Source organism: Acidovorax sp. NO-1, from assembly GCF_000238595.1.
GTDB lineage: Bacteria > Pseudomonadota > Gammaproteobacteria > Burkholderiales > Burkholderiaceae_C > Acidovorax.
Map to the genome: position 1 here is coordinate 39126 of NZ_AGTS01000072.1, position 23959 is coordinate 63084.

Genomic DNA, 23959 nt, shown 5'->3' on the forward strand with positions numbered 1-23959 from the left:
GGAATTGCCCGTTTGCCCAAGTATTTCTTGACTGGCAGCTATTACTAGAGGAGCAGCCTCAAAGATGAAGGCACTGAATGATTAGACTGACCACGCCGCCAACGCTCCCTCAGACGGGCCGGAAAAGCTGGTTGTTGGCTGCTAAATGGCGCCATCGACGCCAGAGGGGCTGAAGTACATTTAAGCCATCCTTGCCCGTCGACTGCGGACCGTACCGAGAACCCAGTCTGAACCCACTCCTTTTCAACCATGCTCGTCATCATCGGTTACATCGTTTGCTTCGGATGCATCTTCGGCGTGTACGTGCTGCACGGCGGGAACATCCAGGTGATCCTGAAGGCTTTGCCCTTTGAAATTGTCACCATCATGGGCGGTGCGCTGGGCGCGTTTGTCGTCAACAACCAGCCCAAGGTGCTCAAGGCCACGATGGCGGCGATTCCCATGGCGCTCAAGGGGTCCAAGTACACGAAGGCGCGTTACATGGAGCTGATGGCGATGCTCTATGACATCTTGCAAAAGGCCCGCAAAGAAGGGCTGATGGCCATCGAGAAAGATGTGGATACGCCCGCCGAGTCGGAAATCTTCAAGAAATACCCCACGGTGGGCAGTGATCACCACGTGATCGAGTTCCTCACGGACTACCTGCGCATGATGGTGTCGGGCAACCTCAATTCGCACGAAATCGAAGCGCTGATGGACAGCGAAATTGAAACCCATCACCAGGAGGCCCATGCCCCGGTGGCAGCCCTTGCCCGGCTGGCGGGTGCGCTGCCGGCCTTCGGCATCATTGCTGCGGTGCTGGGTGTGGTGAACACCATGGGCTCGGTGGGGCAGCCGCCATCGGTGCTGGGCGGCATGATCGGCTCGGCGCTGGTGGGCACGTTTCTGGGCATTTTGCTGGCCTACGGGGTGGTGGAGCCCCTGGGCGGGCTGGTGGAGCAAAAGACCGAAGATGCCGCCAAGGAGCTGCAGTGCATCAAATCGACCCTGCTGGCCAGCATGCAGGGCTACAACCCTGCTACCGCCATCGAATTTGGCCGCAAGGTGCTCTTCTCGACAGACCGGCCCTCGTTTATTGAACTGGAAGGGCATGTAAAGGGCAAGAAGTAACGCCAGCGCAGCTTCCTGCACGGGCCCCACACCATGGCAGAAAAGAAACTCCAGCCGATCATCGTCAAGCGCATCAAGAAGGGCGGGCACAAGCCGCATGGCGGCGCCTGGAAGATTGCCTATGCCGACTTCGTGACGGCGATGATGGCGTTTTTTCTGCTGATGTGGCTGCTCGGCTCCACCGCCAAGGGGGAGCTGCAGGGCATTGCGGCGTATTTCGCATCGCCGCTCAAGGTGGCGATGACGGGGGGCGATGGTGCGGGCAACAGCTCCAGCGTGATTCCGGGCGGTGGCAATGATTTGTCGAAGGTGCACGGCCAGGTGCGGCGCTCTGACGAGGAGGCGGCCAAGCAGCGCCGCATGAGCATCGATGCCGCACGTGCCGAACGTGCCAAGGAGGACCTGGCCCGCATCAAGGCGCTGGAGGCCAAGATCGACGCCCTCATCACCGAAAACCCGCGCCTGAACGAATACAAGTCGCAGATCCGCATCGACATCACGCCGGACGGCCTGCAGATCCAGATCATTGATGACCAGAACCGCCCCATGTTCGACAGCGGCAGCGCGCTGGTAAAGCCCTACATGCGCGACATCCTGCGCGAGATTGGCGCCGCCTTGGGCGGGGTGGAAAACCGCATCAGCCTGGCCGGGCACACCGATGCCGTGCCCTATGGCAACAGCGACCGGGGCTACAGCAACTGGGAGCTGTCGGCCGACCGGGCCAATGCCTCGCGCCGCGAATTGGTATCGGCCGGCATGCCAGACGCTAAACTGGGCCGTGTGGTGGGCCTGGCGGCCAGCGATCTGCTGGAGCCAGACAACCCGCGCTCACCCTCCAACCGGCGCATCACCATCACGGTGCTGACCCGCGAGGCGGAAGAACGACTCATGGGCAAGGGGATTCCCGAAATCACATCCACAGAACTTCTGCAAGATTCGCGGGAGAATCCCCCTCCGGGCCGGTAGAAGTTACGACTTGTCACACTCCCCGTCACCCCTGACAATATCCCTAGCCATTTCCGACTGAAAGGGTCCCACGTGACCACAGCCCTTCGTTTTTTGATCGTTGACGACTTCTCCACCATGCGGCGCATTGTGCGCAACCTGCTCAAGGAAAGCGGTTTTGCCGATGCCGACGAGGCCGAAGATGGCGTGGCCGCATTGAACAAGCTGCGCAGCAGCAAGTTCGACTTTGTGGTCACCGACATCAACATGCCCAACATGAACGGGTTTCAGTTGCTCGCCGAAATCAAGAAGGACGACAAGCTCAAGCACCTGCCCGTTCTGATGGTGACTGCCGAAGCCCGCAAGGAAGACATCGTGGCGGCCGCCCAGGGCGGTGCAGCGGGCTACATCGTCAAGCCTTTCACCAAAGCGACCCTGGAAGAGAAGGTGACCTTGATCCTCAAGAAGATGGGGCTATGACGCCATGGATGCCACACCGGACAACAGCCAGACGCCGGCCAACGTACACCACAAGATTGGTCTGCTGACACGCCAGCTGCACGACTCGCTCAACGAGCTGGGCTACGCCGAGAAGCTGCGCGGCTCCATGGGCGAGCTGCCCGATGCGCAAAGCCGCCTGTCGTACATTGCCCGCCTCACGGGCGAAGCGGCCGAGAAGGTGCTCAACCGTGTGGAGCAGGCCAAGGCCCAGCACGACTACATCGCCTCTGAAACGCGCCGGGTGGTCAACGCACTGGTGGCCGACCCGGTGGCCGCCGTGGCCAAGGGCGAGATCTTCAACTTCCTGACCGATGTGGAGCGGGTGACCAAGGAAGCCGATACGCACCTCACCGAAATCATGATGGCGCAGGATTTCCACGATCTCACCGGCCAGGTGATTGCCCGGGTGGTGAACCTGGCGGCCACCATTGAAGACCAGCTGGTGCAGCTGCTCATCCAGACGGCTCCGCCAAACGCGCAGATTCCGGTGGCCGAGGCACCCCGCGCCCAGCACCTGCAGGGCCCGGTGGTGGACCCCGAAAGCACCCCGGATGTGGTGACCGACCAGTCCCAGGTGGACGACCTGCTGGCCAGCCTCGGCTTCTGAGGCTGAAATATTGGTCAAAATGGGCTCCGGCGCTTATGCAGCAAGCGCTGACAGCTATCATTTTTGAATAATTTGCTTCACATTCCGTAGTGCCTGCCAAGGGGGGCCAGGCGGTGGGAGCCGTCGCCCGCAGCGTGCACTGCGGTGCGGATAAGAAGGGGCTGCGCCCCCCTTATCCCGCTTTAGATTTCCGGGTCGCTCACGACAATGGCATGACACCAGCCGTCATGCCACCATGGAATCCAGCCAAGAAAAAAGCCTCCCCGCAACCGAGCGCAAGTTGCAGAAAACGCGCCAGGACGGTCAGGGAGCGCGCTCGCGCGACCTGTCGCACCTGGCGATACTGGGCGCAGGGGCGGCCTGCCTGCTGGTGCTGGCCCCCGAGCTGATGGCGCGCATGGAATGGGCCATGGGCCAGCAGCTGGCGTTTGACGCCGCCACCGTGATGGCGCCGGGCAGCATGCTCAAGCGCCTGAAGGACATGGTCATGGTCGGGCTGATCGCCAGCGCGGTATTCGCCATTCTTACCAGCACGGCCGCCCTCGTCAGCGCGATCGGGGCGGGCGGCTGGATCTTCAGCCTCAAGCCCATCACACCGCAGTTCAACCGCCTGAACCCCATCTCGGGGTTTGCCAACCTGTTTTCCAAGCAGCAGATGGCCAACGTGGCCAAGATGGTGCTGATGACGGCGATCCTGAGCTACGTCGCCTGGAAGTTCATCGGCAGCAGCATCGAGAGCGTGGCCATGCTGGTGCTGCAACCCTCCCCCATTGCCATCCGCCAGCTGGCGGACTGGCTGACGTCGGGGATGAGCCTGCTGCTGTTGGTGGTGTTTCTGGCGGCCCTGATCGACGTGCCCCTGCAAGCCTACTTCTTCAAGGACCGGCTCAAGATGTCGCACGAAGAAGTCAAGCAGGAGCACAAGGAGTCGGAAGGCAGCCCCCACACCAAGGGCCGCATCCGCCAGAAGCAGCGCGAGATTGCCGACCGCGCCAGCGTGGGTGCCGTGCCCAAGGCCGACTTTGTGGTGATGAACCCCACCCACTATGCGGTGGCGCTCAAGTACGACGAAAAAACCATGAGCGCGCCGCAGGTCATCTCGCGCGGTACCGACCTCGTCGCCATGAAGATCCGCGATGTGGCCAAGGCGCACGACGTGCCCGTGCTGCAGTCGCCCATGCTGGCGCGCGCGCTGTATGCCCACGCCGAGCTCGACCAGGCCATTCCCGCCACGCTGTACACCGCCGTGGCCCAGGTGCTGGCCTATGTGTACCGCCTGAAGGCCGCACTGCGCGGCGAAGGCCGCATGCCCGACAGCCTGGTGGAGCCTTTTGTGCCGCCTGAGCTCGATCCGTTGAACCGCACTCCTGCACAAGGCGCTGCCGTATGAACACCTCCGTAAAGTCCCTTCAGCAATGGGCGGGCAGCCACTCGGGCGCCTTGCAGGGCCTGTCGGCCCCGCTGCTGGTGGTTGCCATCCTGGCCCTGATGGTGCTGCCCATCCCGCCGTGGATGCTCGATGCATTTTTCACGCTGAACATCGCCGTGGCCCTGATGGTGATGATGGTGGCCGCCTACATGCTGCGGCCGCTGGATTTTGCGGCGTTCCCCTCGGTGCTGCTGCTCACCACGCTGATGCGCCTGTCGCTGAACGTGGCCTCCACGCGCGTGGTTCTGCTCGAAGGCCACCAGGGCCCGGGTGCTGCGGGCGCAGTGATCGAGGCCTTCGGCCACTTCCTGATCGGCGGCAACTTTGCCGTCGGCCTGATCGTGTTTGCCATTCTGGTGGTGATCAACTTTGTGGTGATCACCAAGGGCGCCGAGCGCATTGCCGAGGTGTCGGCCCGCTTCACGCTGGATGCCATGCCGGGCAAGCAGATGGCCGTGGACGCCGACCTGAATGCCGGGCTGATCGACGAGAAAGAAGCCAAACGCCGCCGCGCCGAGGTGTCGGAAGAAGCGAACTTCTTCGGCTCGATGGACGGCGCCTCCAAATTTGTGCGCGGCGATGCGATTGCCGGCATCCTGATCCTGATCATCAACATCGTGGGCGGCTTCGCCATCGGCATGCTGCAGCACGGCCTTTCTGCCGGGCAGGCGGCCGACAGCTACATCCTGCTGGCCATCGGCGATGCGCTGGTGGCGCAGATTCCGGGCCTGCTGATCTCGGTGGCGGCTGCCATGGTGATCTCGCGCGTGGGCAAGGAGCACGACATGGGCCGCCAGATCGTGCAGCAGCTGTTCATGTCGCCCCGCGTGCTGGGCGTGACGGCGGGCATCCTGATCTTGCTGGGCGTCATTCCGGGCATGCCGCACGTGGTGTTTCTGACCATGGGCAGCCTGCTCGGCTACGTGGCCTGGGTGCTGTACGAACGCCAGAAGGTACCCCCCGAAGTGGAGGCCCCGCCCGCCCCCGTGAGCGACGGCGAAGCCACCTGGGACGACCTGCAGCCGGTGGACCTGCTGGGCCTGGAGCTGGGTTACCGCCTGATCAGCCTGGTGGACAAGAGCCGCCAGGGCGACCTGCTCACCCGCATCAAGGGTGTGCGCCGCAAGTTTGCGCAGGAGGTGGGCTTTTTGCCGCCCGCCGTGCACGTGCGCGACAACCTCGAACTCAAGCCCAGCGGCTACCGCATCACGCTGCGTGGCGTGGTGGTGGGCGAAGGCGAGGCCTTCCCCGGCATGTTCCTGGCGATCAACCCCGGCGGCATCAGCACGCCGCTGATTGGCACGCCCACCACCGACCCGGCGTTTGGCCTGCCTGCGCACTGGATCGACGACCGGCAGAAGGAAGCGGCACAAATGGCGGGTTTTACGGTGGTTGATTCCGAAACCGTGATGGCCACCCATTTGTCACACTTGATGCAAGTGCAAGCCGCCAAGCTTCTGAGTCGTACCGAGACCCAGCAACTGGTGGAACACGTGGCCAAGCTGGCCCCCAAGCTCATCGAAGAAGTGGTTCCGAAAATGGTCTCCATCGCAACGTTCCAGAAAGTCCTGCAGCTGCTGCTGGAAGAGTCTGTGCACATCCGCGATATCCGCACCATCATCGAAACGCTGGCCGAGTTTGCCGGTGGCATCTCCGACCCGGTCGAGCTGGCCCGCCGCGTGCGCATTGCGCTGTCGCCCGCCATCGTGCAGCAGATCTACGGCCCCACCCGCGAACTCAACGTGATTGCCATCGAGCCCGGCCTGGAGCGCCTTCTGGTGCAGGCGCTGGGCAATGCGGCCGGCCCTGCGCTCGACCCTGGCGTGGCCGACATCCTCACGCAAAAGGCCGCCGAAGTGGCCCTGAAGCAGGAAGAGATGGGCCTGCCCGCCTGCCTGCTGGTTCCCGACCAGATCCGCAACGCCATCTCCCGCCTGGTGCGCCGCGTGGCGCCCCGGCTGCAGGTGCTTGCGCACAGTGAAATCCCCGAGACCCACACCATCCGTATTGGGCCGATCCTTAAAGGTGCATCAGCATGAACATCAAACGCTTTACCGCCCCCACCTCCCGGGAGGCTCTGGCCAAGGCGCGCATGGCCTTTGGCGACGGCACACTGATCCTGTCCAACCGCCCCACGGCCAACGGCGTCGAGGTGGTGGCCACGGCGGAAGACACCCTGTCGGCACTGGATGGCGGGGCCGCACCGTCCAGCAACCCGCCCCTGCTCGCCCCCAAGCCTGCCCGCACCGCACCGCAGCGCGCCAGCCAGCCCGCCGCCAGCACCCTGGACCGCAACCCGGTCGAGGAAGACACCGAGCAGCTGGCGATGAGCACGCTGTCGTTCCAGGACTACGTGCGCGAGCGCATGCTGCGCCGCCGCCACGAGGCACTCAACGGCCCGGCCGAACCACAAACCCTGTCGGAACGCAGCCGCGACCAGGAGCCCGAGCGTGAACGCATGCCCGCGCCCGCCGTGGTACGCCACAACCCGCTGCGCAGCATCCCCATGGACATTCCACCAGAGCCTCCACGCCGCCGGCAGGAAGCCGTCAGCACCCACCTGGCTGCGTCGAACAGCAACCAGCAAAGCGTGATGAACGAACTCCATGCCGTGAAGGAGTTGATCGAAGACCGCTTCAACACGCTGGCCTGGCTCGGGCAGGCGCGCCAGAACCCGATCCAGTCCAACCTCATGCTCAAGATGATCCGCGCGGGCTACTCGCCCTCGCTGGCCCGCGCCGTGCTCGAGCGCATGCCCGAAGACCTGTCGGCCGCCGAATCGGTGCGCTGGCTGATGGAAGTGCTGGAGCGCAACCTCAAGACCGACCAGGCCGAGGCACCGCTGTATGAGCAAGGCGGCATCTTTGCCATGGTGGGCTCCACCGGCGTGGGCAAGACCACCACCACGGCCAAGCTGGCCGCGCTGTGTGCGCGCATCCATGGCCCCGGCAGCGTGGGCCTGATCACCCTGGACACCTACCGCGTGGGTGCGCACGAGCAGCTGCGCAGCTATGGCCGCATGCTGGGCATCGTGGCCCACCTGGCGCATGACCGCGCCGCGCTGCAAGACCTGCTGGGCTTGCTCAGCGGCAAGAAGATGGTGCTGATCGACACCACCGGCGTGGCCCCCCGCGACCCGCGCAAGCGCGACATGCTGGACGTGCTGGACCTGCCCCACGTCAACCGCCTGCTGGTGCTCAACGCGGGCTGCCATGGCGACACGCTGGACGACGTGCTCACCGCATTCAAGACCGAAGGCTCGCAGCAGGCCATCCTGTCCAAGGTGGATGAGGCCGTGAAGCTGGGCCCCGCCATCGACGCACTGATCCGCCACCAGATGGTGCTGCGCGGCGTGACCAACGGCCAGCGCGTGCCGGAAGACTGGGAACGTGCCGACGCGCACAAGCTCATCAGCACCTCCATGCGCGCGCCCGCCAAGTCGGCCTTCGACCCCAAGGCGACGGACCTGAACTTCTTCTTCTCGCATTCGCCCGACAGCGTGGGCGTGAACATGAACATGAACGAGCGGGGGCTGGTCGATGCTTGATATCGGCTTTCACCAGGCGGCCGGCCTGCACAGCTTCACCCCGCAGTCAGAACTGCGCGTGGTGGCTGTTGCCAGCCAGGACAACGCGGGCACTGGCCTGGAGACGCTCTGGCAGATCTGCGCGAGCCTGCAGCGCCTGGGCTACCCGGTGGTAGTGCTTGACGGCACTGCGCAGGAGACGGACGAGTACCCGGGCCTGCTGCACCTGCTGCAACAGGCGCCGTGGAACGAGGGCGTGAGCCTGAACATGGGGGCCATGGCCTCATCACTGGCGGTGATTCCCGCAGCCAAAGGCCTGCAGCGCATCAGCCGCGAGGCCAGCCGCAACGAGACCGCGCCCCTGCCCAGCCTGCTGCCCTACTTCAGAACCTATGGGTTGATCGTGCTGCACGCGCCTGCTGCCACGCTCGGGCCGCTGCTGACGCACACCGCCACCGTGCCGCTGGTGGTGATGGGCGACGGCTCGGCCGGGGTGCTGAGCAGCTACAAGAGCCTCAAACAGATCGCTGTCCACACCGGGCTGCCCTGCATGGTGGCCGCTTTGCTGCGGGGCAACACGCCCGCAGAGCGGCGCAAGACCCAGCATGCGCTGATGACGCTGCAGGACTGCGCGGAGCGCCACCTGGGCGGCCCCGTGCGCACCACCACCATCGCCACGCAGAACCCCCAGGACGTTCAGCGCCTTGCCTTGCAACTGCTGGAGAATGCGGGCACTATCAGTGAACCGCTGACTGCGCTGACTGCACTGCCTGCCGGCAACTTGACAGGCACGCCCGCGCATTTTGTCCGGAGCCATTGACCTGAATTGTCCGGAGCTGTTGACCAGAGCGTGTTATGCACTTATACGTACCCACGTTGACCCCAGAGGCCGGTGATCGCAAGGCGCAGTGCGCAGCCAAGCCGTGGCGTTGGCAAGTGCTGCAACGCGGCGAGTGCCTGCCTCTGGGGTCAGCCCGGAGGGAAAGCCGGGGCAAGGCCCGGCCACGTCGTTGCAGGCCGCTGGCAGTATGGATACTGCGACGCGTCCTGCGTCTCGTTGTCGGGCCTTGCCCCGGCTTTCGTGGGCACGTATAAGTGCATAACACGCTCTCTATGTACACCTCCAAAGGCCAGCTCGATCGTGATGCGACCATCCGCCAGCACGTGCCGCTGGTGCGAAGGATTGCGCACCACATGATCGCCAAGCTGCCCCCCAATGTGGAGCTGGACGACCTGATCCAGGTGGGCATGATGGGCCTGGCGGAAGCCCTGTCGCGCTACGAAGTGACCCAGGGTGTGCAGTTCGAAACCTTTGCCACCCAGCGCATCCGGGGCGCCATGCTCGACGAGTTGCGCGAGGGCGACTGGATGAGCCGCAGCTCGCGCAAAAGCCAGAAAGACATCGAGCACGCGGTGCAGCGGCTGGAGCAAAAACTCGGCCGCAGCCCGCTGGAGTCGGAAATCGCCAGCGAATTGGGCATGGGCCTGCCCGAATACCAGAGCCTGCTGGGCAAGGTGCGGGGCACGCAGCTGGTGTACCTGGAAGACATGACCCGCGGCAACGAGGACGATGACGGTTTCCTCGACCGCCATGTGGCCGACAGCGACGCCGACCCGATGGAATTGCTGCGCGACCAGCGCCTCAAGATATCGCTGGTCAACGCCATCAAGACCCTGCCCGAGCGCGAGCAGCACATCATGGGCATGTACTACGAGCACGACATGAACCTCAAGGAGATTGCCGCCGTGCTGGGGGTCACCGAATCCCGCGTGTGTCAGCTGCACAGCCAGTCCATCGCCCGCCTGCGGGCCAAAATGCGGGCGCACTGAGCGCGACCCGTCTCCCGGCTGCGCCGGGTGGGCATTCAGAAGCACTCACGAGTACTTTTGAGTCGGCACGAACCCCATTGAACCGTTCGGGCTTTTAAAGCATCAACAGGGTGCCGACTCCATAAAACAATAGCTGCTTGCGCTTGTCAGTCAATGGTTTCAGACAGTTATCTATCTGAAACTCAATAACGACAAGCGCAAGCAGCTATCTTTTTTGGGTTTGAGCTTATCCCGCCGACTTGTAGATGCGTGCCACGCCCGCTTTGCCGGGCTGCACCGCCCTACCGTCACCATAGGTGGCGGGTGTGCCGGCCTCGGGCAGCAGGCCTGCAACCTGCCGGTCGGCGTTGGCGGACAGCCTTGCCAACCCTTCGCGCTGGTTGGCCAGCATGGCGCCAATGGCCTCTACACGCTGTTGCAGCGGCGCGGGCAAGGGCTGGCCCCGTTGCGCAGACTGCTCCAGCGCGTAGGTCAACTGCGCCGCCGCGTCACGCAGCGCGGTGCTGCTCTTTTCCAGGGATTGGGGATCTGCCGCCAGAAGGGCGGCAGAGACTTTTTCGATCAGCTGCTCAACAGCCGAGAGGGATTCTTCCAGTGGCATGGCGCATTGTGCGGTGGATGGCGCCTGCCTGCCAGAGAAGTTGCGATGCGATGGGGGATCAATCAGCCGCGCGAGCGGGCCAGGATTTCTGCGGCGTTGGAGAGCATCTTGTCGGCAATGGCGTCAGCGTTCACCGAGAACGTGCCTTTCTCGATGGCGGTGCGCACAGCCTGGACCTTGCCAGCATCAAAATCGGCAGTGGAGCGTGCCGTCTGGTTCAGCGCACGCGCAGCAGTGGAAACGGTGACAGGCACACCGGCGGATGACACCGCCGCAGCATCTTTGGCAGCCCCTTCAGCAGCGCTGGGGGGCTTTTGACTTGCTTGGCAAGCCCCGTCTGCGCCAAGGCGCCCGGGAGTTCCGGTTGTTGACCAATCTTCATCGCTCTCTCCACCACCCCGTTTGATGTGGGGCACAGTAGCAATGTTTTCGACCCATTTGGCCGGGACTTTAGCGATTTATCGCGCCAACGTCATCACAGCGCGACCACAACAGTCCCAGATTCATTCACAGTGCCGCTAATGATTCGACCATTGTCCATGCGAATGCGAACAATCTGCCCTGCGACACCAGCCGACATGGCCTGCCCGGCCGAAGTGACCGCATAGCCCGGGCCCTGCGCCTGGACCTTGACCTGGGCCCCGGCCCGGAACAGCTGGGGCGCCCGGACCATGCTTTGGCGCAGCGCCTGGCCCGCAACCAGCGGGCGCGCAGCCACCTGCCCCACCCACATTTCCGGGTTGGCCATGACGGGCGCCGATTCCTCGGCCCAGTCCACCTCGGCCTCCATGGCGTCCTGGGCGGAGAGCACCGTGCCCGTCGCCACCGGGCCGGTCAACACCCACGCCGGGCCGAAGGCCTTGACGGTGACCGGCAGGAACACGTTCCAGGCGGTGGGCCCTTCGACACACCGCAGCCCCAGCCGGGTACGCCCCCAAAGCTTGGCGCCCGTTGGCAGATAGGGCTCGACCCGCGCGCACGGCGCCAGCCGCAGGCGCGAATCCAGCGAGCCAACGCTCACTTCCATGCGCAGGGGCAATCCAGCGGCCTGGTTGCGCGACATGGCGTCGTCCAGCCAGCGCTCGGTCAGTGGGCCGAGATCGGTGCCCGGGTCTGGAGCGGCCTGGGCCAGAGCGGCGCCGCTGCCCGCCAAGGCCAGCACCCCCAGGGCGCACGCGCGAACCAGGCGGGCGGCACGGCGGGGCATGGCAGAAGAAAAACGGATTGATGGCATGGGGGCCTCCTGGGCATTGCTGCACTGCCCGCACGGGCGGCAAAGACTATTTCACGACTGGAACTATAGGCACGCCGGGCGCGGGCAAAACCCGGAACTGCGCGTGCAATGGCGCGTTCTTCGCGCTTTAGCAAAACGCACCGGCTTTCACAATCGAACCACGCCGGAACCTGTCCCCGGCTCTGTTGAATGCAACCCAGGGTGTAAGGCCAACATGCTTGACAAGATGACCAACCGGATGGACTTCCTCGGAAACGCGCTGATCCTGCGCGCCGAGCGCCAGCGCGCCATCGCAAGCAACATTGCCAACGCAGACACCCCCGGTTATGTGGCCCGCGACTTCCGTTTTGCAGATGCCATGCGCGAGGCCACCGGCTCCGGCGACAGCCGCATGGCGGCAGGCACTCCCGTCGGCACCCGGGGCGCCACCGACCCCCGCCACATCCCGCTGCCCGCTGCCAGCTCAGGCACAGGCGCCCCCGGCACGCTGGGCTACTCCGTGCAGTCACAGCCCAGCCTGGACAACAACACGGTCGATCTGGACCGCGAGCGGGCCAACTTTGTCGACAACGCGGTGCGCTACGAGACCACGCTGCGCTTTATCAATGGCAACGCCAAAACCATGCTCAGCGCGATCCAGGGCCAGTAACCGATAGCCCCGCCGCGCAGAAAGCGAGTTCCCCATGTCCATGTTCTCCATCTTCAGCGTCTCTGGAAGTGCCGTCAGTGCCCAGTCCCAGCGGCTCAACGTGGTGGCCAGCAACCTGGCCAACGTCGACGCCGTGGCCGGGCCCGATGGCCAGGCCTACAAGGCCCGACAGGTGGTGTTCCAGACCGCACCCATGGGCCCGGAAAGCTCGGCCGGTGTGCGCGTGAGCGCCATCAGCGAAAGCGACTCGCCGGGCCGCCGGGTGCACGACCCCAGCCACCCGCTGGCCGACGACCAGGGCTACGTGACCCATTCCAACGTCAACGCCGTGGAGGAGATGGTCAACATGATCTCGGCCTCCCGCTCCTACCAGAACAACGTCGAAGTCATGAACACGGCCAAGACGCTGCTCCTCAAGACCCTGCAGATGGGCCAGTAACACCAGGACACCGCCATGATTTCCAGCGTCACCTCCTCCACGGCCCCGGGCACCGCGGCTTCTTCCAAGGCGGAATCCGCCACCGACCCGGCTGCCGCGCAAGACCGGTTCCTGAAGCTGCTGGTTGCGCAGCTGAACAACCAGGACCCGATGAACCCCCTGGACAACGCCCAGATGACCTCGCAGATCGCGCAGATCAACACCGTCACCGGCATCCAGCAACTCAATGACACCGTGAAGGGGCTGGTCAGCCAGTTCGCCGCCCAGCAGCTGATGCAGGGCAGCGCCATGGTGGGCCGCCAGGTGCTGGTGGAAGGCAACAGCCTGGCGCTGGACAGCGAAACCAGCAAGGCTACGGGCGCCTTCGACCTCGCAGGCTCTGCGGCCAGCGTGAAGGTCCAGGTGCTGGACGCCACCGGCAAAGAGCTGGGCACCGTGGACATGGGTGCGCTGCCTGCGGGGCGCTACAACTTTGCATGGGACGCAGCCGGCTACGAGGGCGACAGCGCAGGCCTGCGTTTCAAGGTGCTGGCTGCCAATGGGGAGGTGCCTGTGGCGTCATCGTCCCTGACCATCGACACCGTGTCCGCCATCAGCATGGACAACGGCACGCTGCAAATGCAGCTGGCCCGCGGCGGCATGACCACCCAATCCGGCATCAAGGCCATTCTGTAATTTCGATTCCTCTCAGGAGCACACCATGGGTTTCCAACACGGCCTCTCGGGCCTGAACGCCTCCAGCAAGAACCTGGATGTGATCGGCCACAACATCGCCAATGCCAATACCACCGGTTTCAAGGCCTCGCGCGCCGAGTTTGCCGAGATGGTGGCCGCCTCGATGGGCGGCGGCGGCGGCAACTACGGTATCGGGGTGGAGGTGGCTGCTGTGGCCCAGCAGTTCTCCCAGGGCAACGTCAACGTCACGGGCAACAACCTGGATGTGGCCATCAACGGCAATGGCTTCTTCAAGGTGATGCAGACGGATGGCACCCCCGCGTACACGCGCGCTGGCAACTTCAAACTGGACAAGTCCGGCGATCTGGTAACCAACAACGGCGCGCAGGTGATGGGGTTCCGGGTGGACCCGGCCACGGGTCTGAGCACGTCGGAAGCACAGCCGCTGAGCTTTCCCACCGGGGCACCTATCGAGGCCAAGCAGACCCTGAACATGACCGCCACGCTGAACCTGGATGCGCGCGCCAAGGACGCAGCAGGTGACCCGGCCGCCACTCCGCCCATTCCACCCACACCGCGCTCCACCTATGGAACGTCCATCAATGTGTACGACACGCAGGGTGTGCCCATCCCCGTCAACCTTTACTTCGAGAAGAACGGCTCCAACACGTGGGATGTCTACACCCAGCTGGACGATCCGGCCGCTGTTCCCCCAGTCGTGGCGACTCCCATTGGCCAGCTTGTCTTCGACGGAAACGGAAAGTACGACCCGGCCGCCAGCACGGTCCCCATGGTGGTCAATGTTGATCCCGCCACCTCCAACCCGAACAACCCGCCCGCTCCCTGGGACGTGAACATCGATTTCGACAGCGTCACCCAGTTCGGCAGCAAGTTCGCCGTGGCCGACCTCACGCAGGACGGCTACGCCTCGGGCGACCTCACCAGCATCAATATCTCCAACAACGGGATGGTGATGGCCAGCTACTCCAACGGCGTGACCCGTGCTGAGGCGCAGGTGGCGCTGGCCAACTTCCGCAACCCGCAGGGCCTGCTGGCCGTGGGTGGCAACAACTGGGTGGAATCGTTTGACTCCGGCCCGGCCGTCATGGGCAAACCGGGCGATGGCAACTTCGGCGCACTGCGCTCCGGCGCACTCGAAGACTCCAACGTGGACCTCACGGCAGAGCTGGTGAACATGATGACCGCCCAACGTGCCTACCAGGCCAACGCCCAGACCATCAAGACGCAGGACCAGGTGATGTCCACCCTGGTGAATCTGCGATGAAGCAACACCCCCCTGTGGCGCTGCGCGCCTTCCCCCCGCTCTCGCAACGCTGCGCGCTGCGGGCGAGGGGACGCAGCCAGCGCGGCGGGGCGGCCCTTGCGCGGCTGCCCTCGCTCGGGGCGCGCCAGTTTCTGGCGTCGCGCGCACAGGGCGACCGGGTGAAAATCTGAAAGGAAAGCACGACCATGGACCGCATCATTTACACCGCGATGACCGGCGCCAACGCGGCCGCCCACCGGCAGGCCGTGCTGTCCAACAACCTCGCCAACGCCTCCACCCAGGGGTTCCGTGCAGAGATGTCCACCTTCCGCTCCGTGCCCATCCAGGGCGATGGCTCCACCACCCGCGTGTTTGCGCTGGAGGCCACGTCGGGCCATGTGAGCACACCCGGCCCCGCGCAGACCACGGGCCGCAACCTCGATGCCATGGCCCAGGGCAATGCCTGGTTCGCGGTGCAGGGGCTGGACGGCACGGAAGCCTACACACGCGCGGGCCAGTTCGAGGTGTCGAATGCCGGCCAGCTCGTGACACCGATGGGGCTGCCGGTGCTGTCGGACGGCGGTGCGCCCATCGACGTTCCCCCCAACGCCACGGTCACCCTGTCACCGGATGGCACCGTCTCGGCCCGGGTGGGCAACGAGCCGCCCGTGGCAGCCGGCCGCATCAAGCTGGCCACGGCGAACGCGGAGAACCCGGTGCGCCGCGGTGACGACGGCCTGTTCCGCGCGGCGAACGGCAATGCCCTTGCCGCCGACCCCAATGCCCGCATGCAGCCGGGCGCGCTGGAAGGCTCCAACGTCAACGCGGTGGAAAGCATGGTGGGAATGATTGCGGCCTCGCGCCAGTTCGAGCAGCAGATGCGCCTGTTGCAGACCGCCGAAACCAACGACAAGTCCGCCGGCCAGCTGCTCAGCCTCAACGGCTAAAGGAAAGGAAACCCTGCCATGATGAATTCCCTCTGGATTGCCAAGACCGGCATGACCGCCCAGCAGACCAACCTGGACGTGATCTCGCACAACCTGGCCAACGTCTCCACCACCGGCTTCAAACGCAACTTCGCGGTGTTCCAGGACTTGATGTACCAGAACCACCGGCAAGTGGGCGCGCAAACCGGCGACGATACGCAGCTCCCGACGGGCCTTCACCTGGGCCTGGGCGTCAATGTGGGCTCCACCTCGCGCAATTTCATGCAGGGCTCGCTGGCCAACACCGGCAACGCGCTGGACATTGCGGTCAACGGCCAGGGCTTCTTCCAGATCCAGATGCCCGACGGCACCACCGGCTACACGCGCGCCGGGAATTTCACGCGCAACGGCAACGGCGACGTGGTCACGAACGAGGGCTATCCGCTCATTCCGGCCATCAACCTGCAGATTGGCGACACCCTGGACATTGGCCCGAACGGTCAGGTCTCGATCACGCGCGCTGGCGTCACCACGGCGGGGCCGCAAATCGAGCTGGCCAATTTTGTGAATCCGGCCGGGCTGGAGCCGCTGGGCAACAACCTGTACCGCGAAACCGTGGCCTCCGGCGGGCCCGAGGCCGGCAACCCGCTGACCAATTCGCTGGGCGAAATCCGCCACAAGTTTCTGGAGAACTCGAACATCAACGTGGTGGAAGAGCTGGTCAGCATGATCCAGACGCAGCGTGCCTACGAGATGAACTCCAAGGCCATCCAGACATCCGACCAGATGCTGGCCAAGCTGTCCCAACTGTAAGGAGCACCGCGATGACCACCCTCCTGCGACTCACGGGCCCCATGGCCCTCGCGCTGCTCGCTACCGGCTGCGCCACCCTGAACCCGCCCCCGCCCGTGGACGTGCTGTCCACCGCGCCGCCGATGCTGGCCCCCGCCCAGCCGCGCAACGCAGCGCCTGCCACGGGCAGCCTGTTCCACACCGCCAGCTACCGGCCTCCGCTCGAAGACCAGCGCGCGCGCTTTGTGGGCGACATGGTCACCATCCGGGTCGAAGAGAAGATCGACGCCAAGCAGGACACCAAGTCCAACGTCACCCGCACCAGCGAAACGGGCGGTGCGATCACCGCGCTGCCCCTGCTGTCGGCCGCCACCAATGGCAAGCTGGCCGCACGCTCGGGCATTGGCGCCAACTCCTCCAACACGTTCGACGGCAGTGGCAACACGGCCAGCAAGAACGAGTTCACCGCCGACATCACCGCGATGGTCACCGACGTGCTGCCCAACGGCCACCTCGTCATTACCGGCGAAAAGCAGGTGGGTGTGAACCGCAGCGTGGATGTGCTGCGCTTTTCCGGCATCGTGGACCCGCGCAATCTGCGGCGCGGCGAGCGCGGGCACGCGGGCAGCGTCATCGACTCGCGCTATGTAGCCAACGTGCGTGTGATCTCGCGCGGCCTGGGCGAACAGGCCGATGCGCAGGCCATGGGCTGGCTGGCGCGCGCTTTCAACTCCATCACGCCGTTCTAAATGCTGCTCCTGGTCACACGGTGGGTGCGCCCGGCCGCCATGGCGCTGGCGCTGTGCTGCGGCCTGGCCACCGCGCAGGATCTGCGCGACCCGCCCGACCAGACCTTTACCGTCTGGCCCAACATCCCGGTGGTGCGCGCGTCGGACCTGGGCGACTATGGCCAGGACCGCAAAATCTTTGCCGACCTGCACACTGCCAAGGCCGACCCGGCCAAGACACTGGAAGCGCTGCAGGCGGTGGACCAGCTGCAGGCACACCACGAGCGCATGGCGCTGGCCCAGCTGGGCCGCACGGTCAATACGCAGTTCATTGGCGAGGTGGACAAGCAAAGCCGCCGCATCAATGGCGCGCGGCCCCGGTTGCGCTTCGAGTTCTCGGGCATCTCGCCCGATGAGCTGCAGCGTGCCGCCGCGCTGGATGCTGCGGCCCGGCAGGCGCTGCAGGACAAGGCGCGCAACGTGGCACTGGCCGCCTACATCAGCTACACGCGCCTGCAGGAGACGCTGGTGCAGGCCACCGTCACGCTGGTGCGGCTGGGCACCGGCGCATCGCAGAGCTTCACAGTCACCGCCCCGGTGCAGGAGCTGGGCGAAGCGCTGGCGCGCGCCGTGGTGGACTACTTCAGCGGCACGCGCTTTTCCGCCCACCAGAACCCTTTGGGCGCTGCACAGTGGCTGCTGTCTGCGCCGGGGCATGCAGACCAGCTGGTATCGCGCGACATGGCGCAGCGCTATTGCCAGTCGCAGCAGGCGGCACTGCCCACCGTCGACGAAATGGAAGCCGCCGAGGCCGCGGGCTTCTACGGCGGCGGCGTGACCCTGCGGCCCCACACCCCCTACCACGTGCAGACCGGCCTGTACGACCCCGCTGACGATGCCGGCAAAGTGCGCCCCAACTACATCGCCAGCGTGCGCAACGGGTACTACTACTGCATCCGCAACCCGCTTCCAGCTGCCCAGGCGCAACGCCCGAGGAATCAAAAAAGATAGCTGCCCGCGCTTGATGGATAAGCGCCAGAGGCCAATTTGGCTTGAAACCAAGCCCACTTTGTGACCCCAACAAGCGCCGGAAGCCGCCTCTTTTCACGCTTTAGCTGGCGGCACAGGTCTCCACAATGGAGCCATGAACTTCCTGCCTTTGTCCCGCCGCATTGCCTACCTGGCCGCACTCGCAATGCTGACCCTGGCCCTGCCCGCGCAGGCGCTGCGCATCAAGGAAGTCGCCGCCGTGCAAGGGGTGCGCAACAACCAGTTGTCGGGCTACGGACTGGTGGTCGGCCTGGACGGCACGGGCGACAAATCGGGCATGCCCATCACCGGGCAGGCCATGCAGAACTACCTGCAGCAGATGGGCATCAGCCTGCCGCCGGGCTCGGCGGCCCTCAAGCTCGACAACGTGGCCACCGTGGTGGTCACGGCCCAGCTGCCGCCGTTTGCGCAGCCCGGCCAGATGATCGACGTGACCGTGTCCTCCATCGGTTCGGCCAAGTCCATCAAGGGCGGCACGCTGATTGCCACGCCACTGCGTGGCGCTGACGGCGAGATCTATGCCATTGCCCAGGGCAACCTGGTGGTGGCGGGCGCGGGTGCAACGGGTGGCCGCGCCAACACGGCGGGCGACCGCAGCAGCGTGCAGGTCAACCACCTCAGCGCCGGCCGCATCCCTGACGGCGCGCTGGTGGAGCGCTCGGTGCCCACGCCGCTGCACGAAGGCGACACCATCACGCTGGGGCTTAACGCCTCGGACTTCCAGACGGCACGCACCGTGGCGCAGGCCATCAACGCACGGCGGGGCCCGGGCACGGCCGAAGCGCTGGACGCACGCACCGTGCGCGTGCAGGCGCCGCCCGATGCGCATGCCCGCGTGAACTTCATTGCCGAGCTGGAAGAGCTGCCGCTGCCCGAAACACCCCGCGCGGCCAAGGTGGTCATCAACGCGCGCACGGGCTCCATCGTTCTGAACCAGGCCGTGACACTGGGCCCCTGTGCCATCGCCCACGGCAACCTGTCGGTCATCATCGACGAGACCCCGGTCATCAGCCAGCCCAACCCGCTGTCGCGCGGCCAGACCGTCTCGGCCGTCAAGAGCGACATCGCCATCCAGTACGACGGCGGCAAGGTGGTCAACATGCCCGCATCGCCCCTGCTGAGTGACGTGGTGCGCGCCCTGAACAGCCTGGGCGTCACCCCCCAGGACCTGCTGGCCATCCTGCAGGCCATCAAGGCCGCAGGCGCCCTGAACGCCGAGCTGGAAGTGATCTGACCCCGGAGGAGCAACCATGGCCCTCACTTTGCCTTCATCCAGCACGACCAGCAGCACAACGAATGCGCTGGCGGTGGACATCCGCTCGCTCAACGCACTCAAGTTCGACGCGGGCGCGGCCAACAGCGCGCAGGCCACGCGCGAGGTGGCCAAGCAGTTCGAGTCGCTGTTCATGCGCGAGCTGATCAAGAGCATGCGCGACGCCACGATGAAATCGGGCCTCATGGAGGGCGAGCAGGCCAACCTCGGCCAGGACATGCTCGACCAGCAGCTGTCGATCAGCATGTCGGGCATGCAGGGCGGGCTGTCGGAGGCGATTGCACGCCAGCTCTCGCGCCAGATGGGCGGTGCCGACGCCAACTTCTCGGTGCCCTCCACGCTCAGCCTGCCGCAGGCGCAGTCCCGTGCAACATTGCCCTCCACATCGATGCCTGCCGAAGCCACGACCCAGGTCCCCAGGGGCCGCGATGGCTTTGTGCAGCACCTGAGCGGCACGGCCGAACGCGTGGCGCAGGAAAGCGGCATTCCCGCAAGCTTCATGCTGGGCCAGGCCGGGCACGAAACCGGCTGGGGCAAGAGCGAGATCCGCCACAAGGACGGCTCCAATTCGTTCAACCTGTTCGGCATCAAGGCCACCAAGGCCTGGACGGGCAAGGTGGCCGAGATCACCACCACCGAATACATCAACGGCAAGGCCCAGAAGGTGACAGCCAAGTTCCGCGCCTACGACTCGTACGAGGATTCTTTCCGCGACTACGCCCGCCTGATCAAGGAAAGCCCGCGCTACGAGAAGGCCGAGTCTGTGGCCAAGTCTGGCTCGGCCATGGCCTATGCCTCGGCGTTGCAAAAGGCGGGTTACGCCACCGACCCCGAATACGCCAGAAAGCTAAGTGGCGCGATCAACAGCGTGCTGCGCGCGCAGCGGGCGCAGGCTTGACCATGCAAACACCCCCTGAGTCGCTTCGCGCCTTCTCCCTCTCTCGCTTCGCGGGAGGGGGACGCCCCCAGCGCGGCGGGGCGGCCCTTGCGCGGGGGCACTGGCTAGGGCCGCGCCAGTCTCACGCGCTGCGGGTGCAGGCAGCGCTGGGGATCACTGAAATGCGAGGTGAGTCATGAGCCTGCTTAACGTGGGCGCCCGCGCCCTGCTGGCCAACCAGGTGGCCCTGCAGACCGCCGGCCACAACATCGCCAATGTCAGCACCGCAGGCTACTCGCGCCAGACCGTGGTGCTGCAGACTGTGCAAGGCCAGTTCACCGGCGGTGGCTACATCGGCAAGGGCGTGGACGTGCAGACCATCTTGCGCAACCACAGCGAGCTGCTCACGCGGCAGGCGACGGCGGCGTCCTCGGTGGACGCGGGCGACACCGTGCGCATGGCCCGCTTGCGCCAGCTGCAGGAAGTCTTTAGCGGTGGCCCGAGCGGCATCGGCGCGTCCATCAACGACATGATGAATGCCCTGTCGGATGTGGTGAGCTCGCCCACGGACCTCACGGCCCGCAGCGTGGCCCTGACGCGCATGGACGAAACCGCCGCGCGCATGCGCGATGCCTCGCAACGGCTCGACGAGATCGGCTACACCGTGGCCGAGCAGCTCAAGGGCAGCATGATCGCGGTCAACAGCCTGGCCAAGAGCATTGCCGCCGTGAACGAGCAGATTGCCCGGGCCAAAGGCAACGGCCAGCCCGCCAATGACCTGCTGGACCAGCGCGACCAGCTGATCCGCGACCTGAACCAGCACATCCAGACAGCACAGGTGGCTGCCGATGACGGCTCGGTCAGCGTTTTTGTGGCTGGCAGCCAGCCCCTGGTGCTGGGCAACAAGGCTGCCCTGCTGTCGATCGAGGACCCCGCGGATTTTGGCGCGGGCAGCGGCAAGAAGGTGCTCACCTTCCAGCAACCCGGCTCGGCCACCAAGGTGGAGCTGAACGAAAGCATGCTGGGCGGCGGCCAGGTGGCGGGCCTGCTGCGCTTTCAGAACAACGATCTGGCCGAAGGGCGCAATCTGCTCGGGCGCATGGCCATCGCCATCAGCGAGTCGATGAACACGCAGAACCGGCTGGGGCTGACGCTGGACGGCACCCCCGGTGAAAACCTGTTTGCCCCCATCAGCCTGGGCAATGCCGTCACCGGCAGCGCCAACACATCGGGTGCCACGATGGGGCTGCAGGTGGCCGACCCCACCAGGCTGCAGGCGTCCAGCTTCGAGATCGCCTTCACAGGCGCGGCCGCCGGGTCGGTGACACGCCACTCGGACAACAAGGTGTTCGTTTTCGCCAACCTGGGCGAACTATCGACCATCATGGGCAACAACGGCCTGGCCCTTAATGACGGCGGTGCGCCGCCCGGCGCGTTTGCGGGCGCGGCAGCTGGCGACAGGTTTCTGGCGAACCCGATGGTGGGCGCGGCGGCACTGCTGCAATCCCTGCAGTATTCTCCCGCCGACCTGGCTGCGGCAAACCCCATCAACGCGGCCATGGGCCCCAACAACACCGGCACACTGCAATTGGCCGGCCTCAAAGCCACAGGGTTGCCCAACCCGCCAGGGCTGGTGCTCCCACCCAATGCCAACCCCACGGCCGTACCTCCCATCGCAGGCGGCATCCAGCTGCAGTTCAACGCGGGCACGCCTTCCACCTTCGACGTGCTGGACCGCGGCACCAACCCGCCCACCGTGGTGGCTGCAGCGCAGCCCTTCATCTCCGGCCAGCCGATCAATTTCAATGGTTGGCAGATGACGATCAGCGGCACTCCCAAGCCAGGCGACACTGTCACCGTGGGGAACGCACTCGATCCGCAATATGGTGACTGGTACAAGCGCGACGCGGGCAACGCCCGCAGCCTGATGGACCTGCGTGACGTACCCATGTTCGACGGCGCAACCCTGTCCGACGGGTTTGCCAGCGCCATGGCGCAGGTCGGCACACGCACGCAGAGCGCGCAGTACGCGGCGGAGCTCTCGTCCGCCATTGCCGCCAATCTGGAGCGCGACCGCACGGCCGTCTCGGGCGTCAACCTCGATGAGGAAGCTGCCCGCCTGATCCAGTTCCAGCAGGCCTACCAGGCATCTGCCAAGATGCTGCAGATTGCGCAGAACATTTTCGACACCCTGATCCAGGGTCTGGGCCGCTGACGGCCTGAACGGAGTCCTCCATGAGCAACTCTCTCTACCGGGTGAGCACCGCCAACCAGTACGACACGGCACTGCGCAACATCGGCCAGCGGCACACCTCGCTGTCGAACCTGCAGGAAAACCTGACCTCCGGAAAACGGGTGGTGCGACCCAGCGACGATCCGGTGTCGGCTGCGCAGGCAGAGCGGGCCATCAACCGCCTGGCGCGCATCCAGACCGAGCAGCGCGCACTGGAAACCCAGCGCAACGCCATTGCCCAGGCCGAGTCTGCGCTGGGTGATGCGATCGGGCTGATGCAGAACTTCCGGGAGCTGACGGTGAGTGCCGGCAGTGCCACCCTGACGCCCAATGACCGGGTCACCATCGCCAACCAGCTGCAGGGGCTGCGCGAGCAGATGGTTGAAGTGGCCAACCGCAAGGACACCAACGGGGTCCCACTGCTGGGCGCGCTGGGCAGCGCCCTGGCACCTTTCCTGGGCCCGCTGACCACCACGCCAGACTACAGCTTCGCCGGCCTGCCGGGGCAAACCTCCAGCACCGGGGTGACCATCCCGGGCATGCTGGACGGAGACTCTGCCTTCATGTTCAACCCGCAGCGCGACGGCGTTTACAACGCGGCGGTGAGCGCCATCCCGAACACCCGGCAGCTCACGACGTCCGCCGTCACCCCGGTGGACAAGTCACTGGTCACGGGCGACAACTACACCATCGCCTTCAGCGCCGTGGGCCCGGGTGCGACGCCGGGCACCAGCACCGCGACCTACACCCTTACCAACACAACCACCGGTGCTATATCTGCACCCGTGACTGTGCCCGACTACCCCTCGGACAAGCCGTTGACCATCGCCATGACCGACATTCCGGGGCTGAGCTTCACCATCACCGGCAACCCGGCCAACGGCGACACCATCACGCTGCAGCCGAGCCCCAGCATATTCAGCACGCTGGACAGCGCCATCCGCGACATCCGCGACGCGCCCAACAGCAATGCGGCCATCCAGGCAGTGGGGCAGGCCCTGGCCAACATGGACATCGGGCTGGAACGCCTGCACAACATGCGCGGTTACGCGGGCGAGTTGCTCAACCGCGCAGACCGCATCACGGGCGACCAGGAAAAGCGCTCCGTACAGCTGGAAGGCGACCGCTCGCGGGCCGAAGATCTCGATATGATCAAGGGCATTTCGGACTTCCAGAACCAGCAGGTAGGCTACGAGGCTGCGCTCAAGTCTTACGCGCAGGTTCAGAGACTCTCGCTGTTCAACTACATCGGTTAATGCCCGTTTGCGGG

General features: G+C 65.3%; 24 protein-coding genes and 1 pseudogene. 22 read left to right on the forward strand and 3 right to left on the reverse strand.

The annotated features are described in order from the left end of the window. Window positions 1-249 precede the first annotated feature (249 nt). The 9 genes from motA (at window position 250) to KYG_RS08270 (ending at window position 9948) form a co-directional block, all read left to right on the forward strand. Window positions 250-1110, forward strand: coding sequence for a flagellar motor stator protein MotA (motA, locus tag KYG_RS08230; RefSeq protein WP_008904403.1), 861 nt, complete (start codon window positions 250-252; stop codon window positions 1108-1110). 33 nt (window positions 1111-1143) lie between these two features. Next, window positions 1144-2076, forward strand: coding sequence for a flagellar motor protein MotB (gene motB, locus KYG_RS08235; protein ID WP_008904404.1), 933 nt, complete (start codon window positions 1144-1146; stop codon window positions 2074-2076). A gap of 72 nt (window positions 2077-2148) precedes the next feature. Then, on the forward strand, window positions 2149-2535 hold the full coding sequence (gene cheY / locus KYG_RS08240) for a chemotaxis response regulator CheY (RefSeq protein WP_008904405.1): 387 nt from the start codon (window positions 2149-2151) through the stop codon (window positions 2533-2535). A gap of 4 nt (window positions 2536-2539) precedes the next feature. Then, a complete protein-coding gene (locus tag KYG_RS08245; RefSeq protein WP_008904406.1) occupies window positions 2540-3163 on the forward strand; it encodes a protein phosphatase CheZ in 624 nt (207 codons plus the stop codon). 235 nt (window positions 3164-3398) lie between these two features. Then, on the forward strand, window positions 3399-4553 hold the full coding sequence (locus KYG_RS08250; RefSeq protein WP_008904407.1) for a flagellar biosynthesis protein FlhB: 1155 nt from the start codon (window positions 3399-3401) through the stop codon (window positions 4551-4553). Then, window positions 4550-6631, forward strand: coding sequence for a flagellar biosynthesis protein FlhA (gene flhA, locus KYG_RS08255; protein ID WP_008904408.1), 2082 nt, complete (start codon window positions 4550-4552; stop codon window positions 6629-6631). The genes KYG_RS08250 and flhA overlap by 4 nt, the downstream gene beginning before the upstream one ends. Further along, entirely contained in the window at window positions 6628-8139 is a 1512-nt protein-coding gene (gene flhF, locus KYG_RS08260) for a flagellar biosynthesis protein FlhF (RefSeq protein ID WP_008904409.1), read from the forward strand. Before flhA ends, flhF begins: the two co-directional genes overlap by 4 nt. Beyond that, window positions 8132-8938 (forward strand): hypothetical protein, encoded by an 807-nt coding sequence (locus KYG_RS08265; RefSeq protein ID WP_008904410.1) that lies wholly within the window; start codon window positions 8132-8134, stop codon window positions 8936-8938. Before flhF ends, KYG_RS08265 begins: the two co-directional genes overlap by 8 nt. Window positions 8939-9231: 293 nt before the next feature. Beyond that, entirely contained in the window at window positions 9232-9948 is a 717-nt protein-coding gene (locus KYG_RS08270; RefSeq protein ID WP_008904411.1) for an RNA polymerase sigma factor FliA, read from the forward strand. A 226-nt stretch (window positions 9949-10174) separates the two neighbouring features. Here KYG_RS08270 and KYG_RS08275 read toward each other — a convergent pair whose 3' ends face one another. The 3 genes and pseudogenes from KYG_RS08275 to flgA form a co-directional block, all read right to left on the reverse strand. Further along, window positions 10175-10549 carry a hypothetical protein gene (locus KYG_RS08275; RefSeq protein WP_008904412.1) on the reverse strand — a complete coding sequence of 125 codons (375 nt, stop codon included), beginning with the start codon at window positions 10547-10549 and terminating at the stop codon, window positions 10175-10177. Window positions 10550-10611: 62 nt separating this feature from the next. Continuing rightward, window positions 10612-10931, reverse strand: a pseudogene (gene flgM, locus KYG_RS08280) (flagellar biosynthesis anti-sigma factor FlgM). Window positions 10932-11024: 93 nt separating this feature from the next. Next, the gene (flgA, locus tag KYG_RS08285) at window positions 11025-11783 is read right to left on the reverse strand and encodes a flagellar basal body P-ring formation chaperone FlgA (RefSeq protein WP_008904414.1); all 759 of its coding nucleotides are present in this window, start codon (window positions 11781-11783) and stop codon (window positions 11025-11027) included. 214 nt (window positions 11784-11997) lie between these two features. On the opposite strand from flgA, the gene flgB reads away from it, so the two are divergent. The 13 genes from flgB (at window position 11998) to flgL (ending at window position 23945) form a co-directional block, all read left to right on the forward strand. Then, a complete protein-coding gene (flgB, locus tag KYG_RS08290) occupies window positions 11998-12432 on the forward strand; it encodes a flagellar basal body rod protein FlgB (RefSeq protein ID WP_008904415.1) in 435 nt (144 codons plus the stop codon). A gap of 34 nt (window positions 12433-12466) precedes the next feature. After that, window positions 12467-12871 carry a flagellar basal body rod protein FlgC gene (flgC, locus tag KYG_RS08295; RefSeq protein WP_008904416.1) on the forward strand — a complete coding sequence of 135 codons (405 nt, stop codon included), beginning with the start codon at window positions 12467-12469 and terminating at the stop codon, window positions 12869-12871. 15 nt (window positions 12872-12886) lie between these two features. After that, on the forward strand, window positions 12887-13546 hold the full coding sequence (locus KYG_RS08300; protein ID WP_008904417.1) for a flagellar hook assembly protein FlgD: 660 nt from the start codon (window positions 12887-12889) through the stop codon (window positions 13544-13546). 25 nt (window positions 13547-13571) lie between these two features. Continuing rightward, complete coding sequence (flgE, locus tag KYG_RS08305; RefSeq protein ID WP_008904418.1) at window positions 13572-14831, forward strand: flagellar hook protein FlgE; 1260 nt, start codon at window positions 13572-13574, stop codon at window positions 14829-14831. Next, a complete protein-coding gene (locus tag KYG_RS24325; protein WP_008904419.1) occupies window positions 14828-15001 on the forward strand; it encodes a hypothetical protein in 174 nt (57 codons plus the stop codon). The genes flgE and KYG_RS24325 overlap by 4 nt, the downstream gene beginning before the upstream one ends. A gap of 15 nt (window positions 15002-15016) precedes the next feature. Then, window positions 15017-15757, forward strand: coding sequence for a flagellar basal-body rod protein FlgF (flgF, locus tag KYG_RS08310; RefSeq protein ID WP_008904420.1), 741 nt, complete (start codon window positions 15017-15019; stop codon window positions 15755-15757). 18 nt (window positions 15758-15775) lie between these two features. After that, entirely contained in the window at window positions 15776-16549 is a 774-nt protein-coding gene (gene flgG / locus KYG_RS08315) for a flagellar basal-body rod protein FlgG (protein ID WP_008904421.1), read from the forward strand. Between the two features lie 11 nt (window positions 16550-16560). Beyond that, a complete protein-coding gene (locus KYG_RS08320) occupies window positions 16561-17277 on the forward strand; it encodes a flagellar basal body L-ring protein FlgH (RefSeq protein WP_008904422.1) in 717 nt (238 codons plus the stop codon). After that, window positions 17278-18267, forward strand: a complete 990-nt coding sequence (locus tag KYG_RS08325; protein WP_008904423.1) for a hypothetical protein — start codon at window positions 17278-17280, stop codon at window positions 18265-18267. It abuts the gene before it with no gap. Window positions 18268-18400: 133 nt separating this feature from the next. Beyond that, on the forward strand, window positions 18401-19540 hold the full coding sequence (locus KYG_RS08330; RefSeq protein WP_008904424.1) for a flagellar basal body P-ring protein FlgI: 1140 nt from the start codon (window positions 18401-18403) through the stop codon (window positions 19538-19540). Window positions 19541-19556: 16 nt separating this feature from the next. Next, on the forward strand, window positions 19557-20477 hold the full coding sequence (gene flgJ, locus KYG_RS08335; protein WP_008904425.1) for a flagellar assembly peptidoglycan hydrolase FlgJ: 921 nt from the start codon (window positions 19557-19559) through the stop codon (window positions 20475-20477). A gap of 175 nt (window positions 20478-20652) precedes the next feature. Continuing rightward, window positions 20653-22671 carry a flagellar hook-associated protein FlgK gene (gene flgK / locus KYG_RS08340; protein ID WP_008904426.1) on the forward strand — a complete coding sequence of 673 codons (2019 nt, stop codon included), beginning with the start codon at window positions 20653-20655 and terminating at the stop codon, window positions 22669-22671. Window positions 22672-22691: 20 nt separating this feature from the next. Further along, window positions 22692-23945: a flagellar hook-associated protein FlgL gene (gene flgL / locus KYG_RS08345; protein ID WP_008904427.1), complete on the forward strand. Its 1254-nt coding sequence runs from the start codon at window positions 22692-22694 to the stop codon at window positions 23943-23945. Window positions 23946-23959 lie beyond the last annotated feature (14 nt).